We start from the raw sequence: 13,086 nt of genomic DNA on the forward strand, positions 1-13,086 counted from the left end.
CTCGCTCGTCAATCCGGGTTCGGCGCGTACACGGGCGCGCTGTTCGCGAAGTAGATACCGTGCGGCGAGCGGCCCACGGGAATCGTGTCGATCAGCTTGTTCGTCGTGAGGTCGATGATGCCCACGTGGCGCGCGAAGCGGAACGTGACCCACAGGTAACGCTTGTCGGCGGACAGTTGCATGTCGTCGGGGCCGGGACGCAGGCCCGTGATGTCGGCGACCTTGGAGAGCGTGGTGTAGTCGAGAATGCTGATGGTGCTTTCCACGCGATTCGACACGGCCACGTGCTTGCCGTCGTCGAGATTGCGGAAGTTGTGCGCGCCGCGCCCGGTCTGGATGCGCTTCACGACCGTGCGGTTGCGCCAGTCCACCACGGCCACATCGTCCTCGCCCGTCATGCCGACCAGCAGGTACTTGTCGCCGGGCGTCATCCACAGGCCGGCGGGCGTCTTGCCCACGGGCAGCTTCCACAGCACGCTCTGGGTGGCCAGGTCGATCGCGGCCACTTCGCCGGTGTCCTGCAGCGTCACGAACGCGAGTCGGCTATCCGAGGTGAAGTTGATGTGGCTGGGCGTTTTCCCAAGCGGAATGCGCTTCACGAGCGAGACGTCATGGCCGTTGTAGCCGTAGATGTCGACGCGGTCCAGACGCAGGCCCGCCGTGACGAACCATTTGTGATCGGGCGAGAAGCCGAGCTGATACGGGTCTTCGATGCCCTCCACGCGGCGCTGCACCTTGCCGGTGTGCGGGTCGAGGAACATCAGGTCGTTCGAGACCGAATCGGCCACGATGAGCGACTGGCCATCGGGCGTGATCATCAGGTGATGCGGCTCCTTGCCGGTGGGCTCGGTGCCCACCACGCTGCGGCTATTCTGGTCGATGAGCGAGAGCTTCGCTTCGCCCGAGTCGAGCACGATGATCTTGTCGTTGCTGTTCCCGCCTGCATGGGCGAGTGCGCTGAAGGCGAGCGAGCCAAGGAACACCGCCGCTGCAACGCGGTTCCTGGTAGAGGTAAAAATCGGGAAGTGGGGCATTTCGTAAGGAAGTAAGCCGGCGGGAATAAACCGGTGAAAGCACGCGCGGCGCCGGTTTGTGCTGAGATAGATACTGGCGCGCCGCAAAGCGGGCGAAAGCCAGTTGAAATCCCGATCGAATCCACCCAGGAATCCACACAAACCAGCGTGCAGCGAAACCGGCGCACACGACATTACCTTAACGCACCAGGGTGGTTTTGCGATGACGCGCGCGGGCCGCGCAACGGCTTTTTTTAAGGGCTTTTCATCGGCCGCCCGTTGCTTTGGGCGGTGTTTTGGCCCCTGAACGACGGGCTCATTACTCTCGACGAGGTGTTCATGCTCCATCGCACCCGCGAAGACAGCCTGCATGAGCCGCAGGGCGGACTCTCCGATCGCACGGCGCGCAAGGTGCGCGAGGCGCTCGACGGCCGCCGGCGCGGCGCCGCGCTGCTGCTGCCGCTCGCGGGGCCGGCCGTGATCGTCTCGGTGGCCTACATGGACCCGGGCAACTTCGCGACCAATATCCAGGCTGGCGCGCGCTACGGGTATGCGCTGCTGTGGGTCGTGCTGCTCGCGAATCTCGTCGCCATGCTGTTCCAGGCGCTCTCCGCGAAGCTCGGCATCGTCACCGGCTGCAATCTCGCGCAACTGTGCCGCGCGCACCTGCCCGCGCCGCTCGTCTGGCTCATGTGGATCGTGAGCGAGATCGCCGCCATGGCCACCGATCTCGCCGAATTCCTCGGCGGCGCGATCGGGCTCGCGCTCCTGCTGCATCTGCCGCTCATCGCAGGCATGGCCGTCACCGCGCTCCTCACCTACGGCCTGCTGCTCTTCGAGCGCGCGGGCTTTCGGCCGCTCGAACTCGTGATCGGCGCGCTCGTGGGCGTGATCGGCCTGTGCTATCTGCTGGAGCTGTTCATCGCGCCCGTCGACTGGCGCGGCGTGTTCGGACATCTGGCCGCGCCACGCCTGCCCGACGCGCAGGCCGTGACGATTGCCGTGGGCATCGTGGGCGCGACGGTCATGCCGCATGCGCTGTTTCTGCACTCCGGGCTCACCCAGGCGCGCGTGCGCCCGCGCAACGCGCACCAATGCACGCGCCTGTTGCGCTTCTCGAACATCGAGGTCGCGATCGCGCTGTCGTTTGCCGGGCTCATCAACATGGCGATGGTCATCATGGCGGCGGCGGCCTTCCACCTGGGCCACGCCGACGTCGCCGAAATCGGCACCGCCTGGCACACGCTCGCGCCGCTCTTCGGCATGGCGGCGGCCAGCATTTTTCTCGTTTCGCTGATCGCCTCGGGTCTGTCGAGCTCGGTGGTGGGCACCCTCGCGGGCCAGATGATCATGCAGGGTTTCGTGGGCTTCCAGATTCCGCTGTGGCTGCGCCGCGTGGTGACGATGGCGCCGAGCTTCGCGGTGGTGGGCCTCGGCGTGAACGCCACCGAGGCGCTCGTCGCGAGCCAGGTGGTGCTGAGTTTCGCGCTGCCGTTTCCGATGGCCGCGCTGGTCTGGTTCACGAGCCGGCGCGACATCATGGGCGTCTGGCGCAGCGGCCCGGCGCTCGCGTGGCTCGCGGTGCTAGGCGCGGCGGCCGTGCTCGCGCTCAATGCGCTGCTGCTGGCGCAGACCTTCGGCATGAAGGTGCCGGGGCTCGCGTGACGAAACGCGTGAAGCAACGCGCAATGCATCATGTGAAGCCTCGCGTGAAGCAACGCATCAAGCAGGCATTGCACGTGCGCGCGCGAACCATCGTTCGCCGACCGCGCGGTCGGTCTGCCAATGCTTGCGCAAAAGTCCGCATCGAACGTGCAAACTCGCGCGAAACCATGCAACATTAGCCTTTTTCACCGCGCCACAACCGAGCGACCCGCCATGACGAATCAGCACCACGCCGCGCCCGAACTGCCTGTCGACATGATCATCTTCGGCGGCGGAGGCGACCTGGCCGCGCGCAAACTGCTCCCCGCGCTCTACATGGCGCACCTGCACGGCAACCTGCCGCCCGACACGCGCATCATCGCCGTGGGCCGCAAGAACTGGAGCATCGACGATTACCGCGCGTTCATGGAAGAACAGTCGCGCCCGTTCATCGACGCCAAGGCCTTCGATGAACAGGCCTGGGGCCGCTACCTGGATCTGTTCCAGTACGTGATCATCGACGTGAACGCACCCGGCGATTACGAACGCCTCGCCGAGGCCTCGCGCAAGCACGCGCTACGCGTGTTCTATCTCTCGACGTCGCCCGAGCTGTTCACGACGATCTGCGACAACCTCTCGAGTGCGCATCTGCTCGACAAGCATTCGCGCGTCGTGCTGGAGAAACCGCTCGGCCACGATCTCGCTTCGGCCCAGGAGATCAATGCCTCGGTGGGCCGCCACTTCGCGGAGTCGCAGATCTACCGGATCGACCACTATCTGGGCAAGGAAACGGTGCAGAACCTGATGGTGCTGCGCTTCGGCAACCCGATCTTCGGGCCGCTGTGGCAAGCGCCCTATATCCGCAGCGTGCAGATCACGGTGGCGGAAACGGTGGGCGTGGGCAGCCGCGCGGGCTTCTACGACCACACCGGCGCGCTGCGCGACATGGTGCAGAACCACCTGCTGCAACTGCTGTGCATCGTGGCGATGGAGCCGCCCGTCTCGCTCGACCCGGACGCCGTGCGCGACGAAAAGCTCAAGGTGCTGCGCTCGCTGCGGCCGATGTCGGTGGCCGACATTGCGCGCGACACGGTGCGCGGCCAATACGCGGCGGGCGCCGTGGACGGCCAGCCGGTAATCGGCTACCTCGAGGAAGACAACGTGCCGGCGGGCAGCAAGGCGGAAACCTTCGTGGCGCTGCGCGCGCACATCAACAACTGGCGCTGGGCCAACGTGCCGTTCTTCCTGCGCACCGGCAAGCGCATGCAAAAGCGCCAGTCGGAGATCGTGATCGAATTCGCCGACCTGCCCTTCTCGATCTTCCCGAGCGGGCCGCGCAACTACGGCAACCGCCTCGTGATCCAGCTTCAGCCCGAGGAGTCGATCCAGTTGCAGATGCTCGCAAAAGAGCCGGGCAGCGGCATGAACATGCTGCCGGTGAGCCTGAATCTGGATTTGCAGCAGGCCATTCCCGAGCGCCGCGCGGAAGCCTATGAGCGCCTGCTCGTCGACGTGATTCGCGGGCGCCTCACGCACTTCATGCGCCGCGACGAACTGGAAGCCGCCTGGAGCTGGGTGGAGCCGATTCTCGATGGCTGGAAGGAGCTCAACGACCGTCCGCGCATTTATACCGCGGGGACTTTCGGGCCGGCGGCTTCGTCGGCGCTGCTGGCGCGCGAGGGGATGTCGTGGGCTGAGGAGGCTTGAGTTTGTTTTGAGAGAGTGTCCTGTGCCGATGATTAGCGAACGAAATCCTATGGCTTTTTCGAGGATGGAATCGTGTGAGGCGGTTCAGGCATGTCGAGTTGGGGCACGATATACCTCCTTCGGATCAAATACAGTGCTTGCCATCGCGACCTGAATTGACGCAGCAGTCCGGACTCAATCGACGGGAAAATAACGCCTTGGGGGGACGCTAATCCATCCGCCGCGGGCGCCGCTGTCCGATCTATCAAGCACAAACATCCCGGTCGAAACGTTGTTCGCACCCAATTCCAGCAAATAGGTCAGACCGTCCCGCTTTAATCCCCTGAGAACAATATCTTCGCCCCTTCCTGCATATGAGTAGTGGCCGATCAGACAGCCACCAACGCTGCCCAGCGTGAAATTGATGTTGAGCCTGTGAGCCACCCGTGCCTTACCGGAAATATCACTAGTAGGAATTGTATCTTGAGCGAAGCAGTCAAAATTTCCTTCAAACACTACTGTTTTCGCCTGCAGGTCGCCAGTCAGCAAGAAGCGCTTGCCATCTGCTCCAGGAATCAGTTCATAGCCAGCGACGGAAAACAGTGTCTTGCCCTGCTTGTCATAAGCCACAATCTTTTGCTTCCGCGTGTCGGACGCACCATCTGCAGCACATCTGGCGATTCGATAGTTGCTGTACTCAAACCCAACCGCGTTCGAGCAAGTTGCAGCAGGGATTTCTTTCAGCCACACATGATCTGCACCATAGTGCTTTAATCCGTTGTCGTTGATGGCTGAGGAGACATCCAACTTGCCCAGCTCCAGCTTTGCGCAGGAAGTCCCAACGGATATCGTTTCGTCTACGGAGTCATATATGGATTTATATATGCAATCAACGTAAAAACGTCCGTCAGCTTTTCTGATAGGCGCAATCATGTGAAATTTGTTTCGCGACCCGTCTGAATCTATTTCGATGGCCAGGCCACCACCCGTCAGGGTGATCACGTTTGAAGACAGCGCAGGCTGGTCGACAATCAAATTATCGAATTTCCCCACCAGCTTCGCGTCTTCATAAATCGCCACCGTGCCCGCATGCCCCTGCTGAGACACGATCGCCTTATCGGCGTGACCATCATGGCCGATATCAACGACAAGTGTTTCTGCCGAAACCAACCCGGACGTGACGACCATCATCAATATAACTACCAAGCTTCTCAGCATTTCGTTGACTCGAGTATTTTTTTGAATCGAACAGCAAAATCTGCAATCGTTTCTGCTTGATCGTTAAAGTGGACCCCGGGATTGAGACAATAATTTAAGCTGCTGTCCGCGAGAGGACAACAGAAGCATGAGCGAGAATAAAAAGCGCCGAGTACACCCGGCGGAGTTCAAGGCGAAGGTAGGACTTGAAGCGGTGCGCGGGGTGAAGACGATCACGGAAATCGCGCAGGAATACGGCGTACATCCGGTACTGGTCGGCCAGTGGAAGAAAGAAATTCTGGAGCGGGCCGAAGCGCTGTTCGAGGTCAAACGCGGGCCGCAACCGACTGACGTGATGAGCCCGGAAGACCGGTTGTACGGCGAGATTGGGCGATTGAAGATGGAAGTAGACTGGCTTAAAAAAAAGCTGGGGCCGTAAGCCGTGAGACACGCCTGACGTGGATTGAGCTGGGGCATGATGGATTGCCGCTCGCGCGCCAGTGCGAACTGGCTGGCGTGTCGCGTGCGACGGTGTATCGGCGCATGGGTGCGACACCGGCGCAGCAGGATGAAGTGGACCTTCTGCTGCGCGCGCTGATCGACGAGGAATACACGCGCCGACCGTTCTACGGCAGCCGTCGCATGGTGGTGTTCCTGCGCGCTCGCGGGCACAGGGTCAATCGCAAGCGTGTGAAGCGACTCATGCGTGAACTGGGACTGGCAGGCATGGCGCCAGGACCAGCGACGAGCCGCGCGCACCCGAAGCACAAAGTCTGGCCGTATCTGCTGCGTGGGGTGGCCATCACGCGGCCTGACCAGGTGTGGTCGACGGACGTGACCTATATCCGGCTGGCGCGCGGCTTTGCGTATCTGGTGGCGGTGATCGACTGGTACTCGCGGCGGGTGCTGTCCTGGCGCATCAGCAACAGCATGGACGCGTCGTTCTGCGTGGACTGTCTGGAGGACGCGCTTCGCGCGCACGGCAAGCCCGACGTGTTCAACAGCGACCAGGGCTCGCAGTTCACGAGCGCGGCCTTCACGGGCGTGCTACTGCGCGAGGGTGTGACGATCAGCATGGACGGCCGCGGCCGGGCGCTGGACAACATCTTTGTGGAGCGGCTGTGGCGCAGCGTGAAGCACGAGGACGTGTATTTAAAGGGCTACGCGAACATGGCTGAGCTGCTGGTGGGACTGTCGGAATACTTCGCGTTCTACAACGGCGAACGCCCGCACCAATCGCTGGGCTACAGGACACCCGACGAGGTGTATCGCAGCGGCTGCGGAGGCGGTGCGATCATCGTTGACCGGTACGGCAGCAGGAAGGACGAATCAGAAGTGAAAACAGGGCAGCGCTGGGCAGCTGCGAATTGAAATCGGACCACAGCTTAAACTCGGCCTATGGCTGTCTTGACTGCGGGGTCCACTTTACACTGCTCTTTCCCTGCGCTGCTCTCAGATGTAGGTTCGAAGTAAATGAACATCTTCAGGTCTTTGTGGTATTTCTTTGTTTCAAGTCGAGCGGTAGCCAGCGTATAGGCAATGTAAGGAATGTTGCATTTGCCACTCTGGTATTTTTTGTAGTAATCAAGGATGCCCTGAATGAGGATGAACCTGTCCGCATTTTTGTGGGCGAGGCGGTTAAAGGAATCGTTACCCGCGCGCCTGCGTGAATCGATCACCAAACAGGATAGCAAACTGGTTCATGGCCGACTTCCAATCGAAGGCAGCGCGAACAGATTTTGCCAGGACATTGCGTAGCGCCAGCCAGAGCAGCTTGATGGCAGCCTCGTCGTTCGGGAAGTGGCCGCGGGTCTTGATGATCTTGCGTAGCTGCATGTTCAGACTCTCAATGGCGTTCGTTGTGTACACAACGCGCCGGATCTCCGGCGGAAACGCGAAGAACGGCGTGACGTGCTCCCACGCGCGCTGCCACGACTGCACGATCATCGGGTATCTGAGGCCCCAGGGACCATCAGCAAACGCCTGCAGCGCCTGCTGCGCGGCCTGCTCGCTGGCGGCGGAGTAGACCGGTCGCAGCGCCGCCGCAAGGGCCTTGCGGTCCTTGTAGCTGGCATAATCCAGGCTGTTGCGGATCAGGTGCACGATGCAGGTCTGCACGGCCGTGCGGGGGTAAGCGGTGCCGATTGCGTCGGCCAGTCCCTTCAGGCCGTCAACCACCGCAATCAGGATGTCCTGGCAGCCACGGGCCTTCAGTTCGTTGAACACCTTGAGCCAGAACTTCGCGCCTTCGGTCTGCTCGATCCACAGGCCCAGTACATCGCGCTGGCCATCGGCCTGAATGCCCAGTGCCAGATAGACCGCCTTGTTGCTGACCACGCCGTCGTCGCGGATCTTGACGCGCAGGGCGTCGAAGAACACCACCGGGTACATCGCATCGAGCGGACGGTTCTGCCAGGCCAGCGTTTCGGCCATCACCTCGTCGGTGACCGAGCTGATGAAATCAGGCGACACCTCGGTGCCGTAGCTTTCGGCCAGAAAGGCCTGAATCTCGCGCACGCTCATACCGCGCGCGTACATCGCGATGATGCGCTCGTCGAATCCGGTGAAGCGGCGTTCGTGTTTGGGGATCAGGATGGGTTCGAAGCTGCCGTCACGGTCGCGAGGCACCTCGACGCGCACGGGGCCGCGATCGGTGATGACTGTCTTGCCACTGGCGCCGTTGCGCTCGTTGGCTTGCCCGGCCGGTTTGGACTGGCCCGGTGGGTAGCCCAGATGCAGGTTCATCTCTGCACCCATTGCCCGCTCGATAACTGCCTTGTTGAACGCCAGCATCAGGTCCTGCACCTCGGCCGGCGTCATCGGCCCCTTGACCAGCTCGTCCAGCAGCGCCTTGGGCAGTTCAGGCAGCGGCCCTCGGGCCGCTGCCTGAGACGCCACCGTACGTTTCTTTTTCATTGGCATATCCATGACTTTTACCTCTCATGATATGCCTCACCCACAAAATGCCGGATAGGTCCATGAGGATTCTCAGATGTTCTTTCGACGTAGCATCCAGCGGATGCGTACCCGATTCAAACGAGGTATGTTGAGCCTCGTAGGCCTGCAAAAACGCATCGATATTGATGCAATTGCAGTTACACACAAAACTCCCCACCACCCCCACCGGATGAAAATGCCACGGCGTCGGCTCTTGCGGAAATCCCTCGACGGAAGTCACCTGCTCCCACCACTGCAGTTTCCCGATCCGCTCTATCTCGGACTGCCACAGCCACAGCAGATTCTTCATCAGCGGCGACATCTCTTCCCATTTGCCCATCCCGCCGCCCCATTCGGTTTCCGAGCGCACCACCAGATGCGTGATCGCTTCGGCCATCCACGGGGTTTCCCGCGCCTGCTGCAACTCGTATGCCGTCACCTTGCCGTCGTGGTTCGCATCGATCGCTTTCTCCAGCTTGACGATCAGATCGCCGGCATTCACCTTCAGCGCGCTCGGCTCGAACGCCGTCTTGTCCTCGTCGGCCAGATACTGGTCCGTGACATGGAGGTGCCGTTTGAACAGGTCGACCGGTCTGAAGCTGATGTTGTCGACGAGTTCGAACCCCGGCCAGTCCCACGGGCCACACAGGCGCGCGAGCGGATGATGTGCCTCGCACACCCAGCCTTGCAGGGTTGAGCCATCCTTCGTCCCGATCGTGATGTTCCACCAGTGCAGCCCCTTGTCGTCGACGGCGACATTACCTGCGCCCAGCCGGTCCAGATCGGTGCGCCGGAATACGTCGCGGAAGTCCGCGCCCGGGCCTTTCGCATTGGAGATATTCAGCGGGAAATCCGACCATCCCTTTACGACACCGGTTGCCGTTGTGTTCGCGAGTTGGGCTTCCACCCACACCGGGGAACCGGCGTTCGTCAGCGTCGGGGTTGGGCGCTGGCCACGGTGTCCTCCACGTGCGGGCATCGTCACCGTCTTCGGCTGGACCCTGACCCATCGCGAACCCTCCGCCTTGCCCACTGGCACGAGCTTCAGGCCGCCTGCGCTCTGGGGCAGCGTCCGGTCCGGCTCGGGGATCTCCATGACGAGCCGCGCGCCGGGCGAAATCTCCAGAAACGTCTTCGCCGCCGGCAACGCTTTTGCGCGTGCGCGGCTCTTTTCGATGAACGCCGGCAATTCCGGGCCCGCGAATACTTCGAGATGCAGCAGCGGCCGGGTCGGCTTCGGCGGCAGCAGCTTCGCTTCCGTGTAGCGCACGTAGTGGCCCATCTGGCCCACCACGTCGCCGGCCTTCACGGGATACGGCTGTTTCAGCACCACCACCGTATCGAGTGGTTTCGGATCGAGAACCGCATCGAGTTCCTTCGCATACACCCAGCTCCACCGTGCATGCTCCGATACCCGCTGGCCGGCAATCGGGGCGACCGGCTCGCCGCTTCTGAGCGCCTTGATCTTTCGCCAGCCGGGATGTCTCGGGTCCGATTCGGACAGCAGGAGTTCAGCGCCACGGGGCAGGATGCCGATGATTCTGCCATTCGCCAGGTCGCGAAGTGGATGCCCTTCACGGGCGCGGGGGGCGGCGTGTTGTCAACCGGCTGGACTACGGGCGGCTGGGGTGGAACGACGAAATCCGCATCGATGAATTCGCCAAGCAGGTCCCGGTTCGCGATGTCCACCGGCACGGGCTGCGGCGGCTTGGGTTTCGGCAGCGTTTGCATGTCGTTCGACCTGTCGCCCACGCGGTAGTAGCGCTCGCCTTCCCAGAACGGCATCGGCTCCAGGTGCGGTGTGGCCGGATCAGGTTGTTTCTTCGCGGCCTGATAGCTGTTCCAGTCCATCAGGTGCATGTACAGGCTGAAGAACGTCAGCGTTTCATCCGGCGCGGGCTTGCCCGTAATACCAGGCGCCGGCGGCAACGGCAGCCTGTGACGGATCAGCACGAAGCCCGTGGAGTAGAGCGCCTTGCGATTGTCCCGCCAGATCTGTTCGGGATACTTACTGTCGAGCCGGTAGGCCACGATCTCGCCGTCGGCGATGGCGCGCACGCCTTCATCCTGCTTGAGCATCGCGGCGGTGTTGCGGTCGAAGTGCACGCCGCCGTGCCATATCCCGCTGACGCCAAGCGGATAGAAACCGTCCCCGGCCTTCGCCAGCGCCTTCATGTACGTCATCGGATCGGTGGCGCCACCATTGCCGGACGGCGTGAATGGAAAGGCCCAGTTCAGCGGGGTATAGGCGGGTGCTGGCGATGCTGTGGGTACAGGAGGAACGCGCGTGCTCATGGATTTTGAACCTGTGGCCGCAGTGCGACCGGGTTCAACATCGTAATCGGGTCTCTGCCCCCGAATATTGACGAGCCTCTACCTCATTGTGGATGAGCGTGAACTACTGAACGGCCCTCGGACGTTATGCACGCTGATACGTGGCCAAGGAAACCCGCAAAAAGAACTCGGCTTGGGTAGCAGCTGACATGCTGGCGCCAATTACCGATGAGGTTGGATTGAACATCCTGGGAAGATCCGGTGCGTCACGAACGCCCGTGCCGCTCGCCATCGTCGCGCGCTTGTGCGCCCTCCGCGCCCGCGCGGTCGGGGCGGCACAGATCGAGCCCCGCAAACACCACCACGCCGCTTAGCGCCATCATCGGCACCGAATGGCGGCCCAGATACAGAATTGCGGCAGCGAGCCACGTCGAAATACAGAAAGCAGCCATGCGCCGCATGTTGAAACTCCCCAACCCATGATGTGCGCGGCGCGTCAGCCGAGCGTCGCGCGCACCGTGCGTAACCGGCTCACGGTATCCACGAAGGCCTCGCCGCCCAGCGAGCGCTTGATGCGGCCGGTGACCTGCGCGCTCGCGTGATTGAGCGCCTCGCGTATCGAGGTCGCCTGTGCGGTAGGCACGATCGCCACCTCGCGCTGGTCGCCGGCAGTGCGCTGGCGCGCCACGTAGCCGCGCGCCTCGAGCCCGTCGAGCACGCGCGTGGCCGTGGGCCGCGCAATCGAGAGCAGATCCGCGAGTTCGCGCTGCAGCGAGCCGGGCCGCTCGAGCACCGCGCGCAGCATGAAACCTTGCGGCGGCGTCAGGCCAAAAGGCTCGAAGGCCTCGGACCATTCCCGTTCCAGCCGCCGCGCGAGCGCCGACGTATTGAAGTAAAGACACTGATCGAACATGGCTACAGGATAAACGGTTATCGTTAGCCATGCAATCAATCCGACACGATAGGTCCCTGATTCAGGCTATTTTCGAATTCTTTCGATGCGATGTTCGGCTTCGGTCGTAGCACCCCTCACTTCACACTTAATACGTTATACGAACTGTTTAACCGCCCATCTGCGCGCGCCTGACGGCCTTCCCATAAAATCGAACGACCGGACGAATTATTTGCAGATCCGTTATGATGGAAGCCAATCGACATCGCCTCACACCACTCCAACGGAGACATCCATGCAGATGCGTTGTTATTGCGTGACCCACCATGGCCAGCCGCTAGAACTCGTGCAGCGTGAAACGCCACAACCCACGGGCACCGAAGTGCTTGTGCGCGTGAAAGCCGCGGGACTCTGCCATTCAGACCTGCACATCTGGGAGGGCTACTACGACCTGGGCGGCGGCAAGAAGCTCTCGCTCGCCGACCGCGGCATCAAACTGCCGCTCACGATGAGTCATGAAATATGCGGTGAAGTGGTGAGCGCCGGCCCCGAGGCCGGCGACGTGAAGACCGGTACGATGGCGGTGGTGCATCCGTGGATCGGCTGCGGGCAATGCGTGGCCTGCCTGCGCGGCGAGGAAAACATCTGCACGAAGCCGCAGTCGCTCGGCGTGATGCGCGACGGCGGCTTTGCCGATTACGTGATCGTGCCGCATCCGCGCTATCTGGTCGATCTCGGCGGCCTCGACCCGGTGAAGGCCGCGCCGCTCGCATGCGCGGGCGTGACCACGTACTCGGCAATCAAGAAGTTCGGCGCGCGCATTCATGACGAGCCGGTCGTGATCATCGGTGCGGGCGGGCTCGGCATGATGGCCATCGAGGTGCTGAAGGCGCTGGGCGCGAAAGGCGCGATCGTGGTGGACGTGGACGCCGCCAAGCGCGAGGCCGCGCTCAAGGAAGGGGCGCTTGCCGTCATCGATGCGCGCGCACCCGACGCCGTCGAGCAGGTCGTCAAGGCCACCGGCGGCGGCGCGCGCGCCGTGCTCGACCTCGTGGGCGCGACGCCCACGGTGAAGCTCGCGCTCGATGCGTGCACGCGCGGCGGGCATGTGGTGATCGTCGGGCTGATGGGCGGCGACATCACGCTCTCGCTGCCGATCATCCCCATGCGGCCGCTGAAGATCGAGGGCAGCTATGTGGGCACGCTGCCCGAATTGCGCGAGCTGGTCGCACTGATGCGCGAGGGCAAGATGCAGCCCTCACCGGTGTCGAGTCGGCCACTCGGCGAAATCAACGCGGCGCTCGAAGCGCTTGCGCAAGGGAAGGTGGTGGGGCGTCAGGTGCTGATACCCTGAAGGCCGTCCGGGCGTTGCGGTAATGAAGCAAGGGGCGCACAAAGCGCCCCTTCTCTGCATCCACGATTTATTTCGGATCGCAAATCATT

At 62.4% G+C, this 13,086-nt stretch carries 9 protein-coding genes and 1 pseudogene; 4 read left to right on the forward strand and 6 right to left on the reverse strand.

Annotation, left to right across the window (positions count from 1 at the left end; all coding sequences use genetic code 11):
- Nucleotides 1–8: 8 nt before the first annotated feature.
- Nucleotides 9–1,034: a YncE family protein gene (locus tag P5W99_RS22285; protein WP_434662988.1), complete on the reverse strand. Its 1,026-nt coding sequence runs from the start codon at nucleotides 1,032–1,034 to the stop codon at nucleotides 9–11.
- A 318-nt stretch (nucleotides 1,035–1,352) separates the two neighbouring features.
- Between P5W99_RS22285 and P5W99_RS22290 the strand changes: the two genes are divergently transcribed.
- On the forward strand, nucleotides 1,353–2,678 hold the full coding sequence (locus P5W99_RS22290; RefSeq protein ID WP_434662991.1) for an Nramp family divalent metal transporter: 1,326 nt from the start codon (nucleotides 1,353–1,355) through the stop codon (nucleotides 2,676–2,678).
- Between the two features lie 213 nt (nucleotides 2,679–2,891).
- Nucleotides 2,892–4,364: a glucose-6-phosphate dehydrogenase gene (gene zwf, locus P5W99_RS22295; RefSeq protein WP_421025569.1), complete on the forward strand. Its 1,473-nt coding sequence runs from the start codon at nucleotides 2,892–2,894 to the stop codon at nucleotides 4,362–4,364.
- 174 nt (nucleotides 4,365–4,538) lie between these two features.
- Here zwf and P5W99_RS22300 read toward each other — a convergent pair whose 3' ends face one another.
- Nucleotides 4,539–5,561, reverse strand: coding sequence for a hypothetical protein (locus P5W99_RS22300; protein WP_434662994.1), 1,023 nt, complete (start codon nucleotides 5,559–5,561; stop codon nucleotides 4,539–4,541).
- A 127-nt stretch (nucleotides 5,562–5,688) separates the two neighbouring features.
- Between P5W99_RS22300 and P5W99_RS22305 the strand changes: the two genes are divergently transcribed.
- A protein-coding gene (locus P5W99_RS22305; protein WP_434662996.1) for an IS3 family transposase occupies nucleotides 5,689–6,911 on the forward strand; the annotation gives its coding sequence in 2 pieces (ribosomal slippage) (nucleotides 5,689–5,968 and nucleotides 5,968–6,911; 1,224 coding nt in all).
- A 279-nt stretch (nucleotides 6,912–7,190) separates the two neighbouring features.
- Here P5W99_RS22305 and P5W99_RS22310 read toward each other — a convergent pair.
- The 4 genes and pseudogenes from P5W99_RS22310 to P5W99_RS22325 form a co-directional block, all read right to left on the reverse strand.
- A complete protein-coding gene (locus P5W99_RS22310; protein WP_421025294.1) occupies nucleotides 7,191–8,462 on the reverse strand; it encodes an IS256 family transposase in 1,272 nt (423 codons plus the stop codon).
- Between the two features lie 181 nt (nucleotides 8,463–8,643).
- Nucleotides 8,644–10,772: pseudogene (locus tag P5W99_RS22315) on the reverse strand (hypothetical protein); the annotation flags it as partial.
- 245 nt (nucleotides 10,773–11,017) lie between these two features.
- Nucleotides 11,018–11,212, reverse strand: coding sequence for a hypothetical protein (locus P5W99_RS22320; protein ID WP_421073366.1), 195 nt, complete (start codon nucleotides 11,210–11,212; stop codon nucleotides 11,018–11,020).
- Nucleotides 11,213–11,247: 35 nt separating this feature from the next.
- Nucleotides 11,248–11,664, reverse strand: a complete 417-nt coding sequence (locus P5W99_RS22325) for a MarR family winged helix-turn-helix transcriptional regulator (protein WP_421025572.1) — start codon at nucleotides 11,662–11,664, stop codon at nucleotides 11,248–11,250.
- A gap of 280 nt (nucleotides 11,665–11,944) precedes the next feature.
- Here P5W99_RS22325 and P5W99_RS22330 point away from each other — a divergent pair, with 280 nt between their 5' ends.
- Nucleotides 11,945–12,997: an alcohol dehydrogenase gene (locus tag P5W99_RS22330; protein WP_421027013.1), complete on the forward strand. Its 1,053-nt coding sequence runs from the start codon at nucleotides 11,945–11,947 to the stop codon at nucleotides 12,995–12,997.
- The last annotated feature ends 89 nt before the right edge of the window (nucleotides 12,998–13,086 follow it).

Origin of the sequence: Paraburkholderia sp. A3BS-1L (genome assembly GCF_051125215.1) — a bacterium.
In the GTDB taxonomy this organism is placed as follows: Bacteria; Pseudomonadota; Gammaproteobacteria; order Burkholderiales; family Burkholderiaceae; genus Paraburkholderia.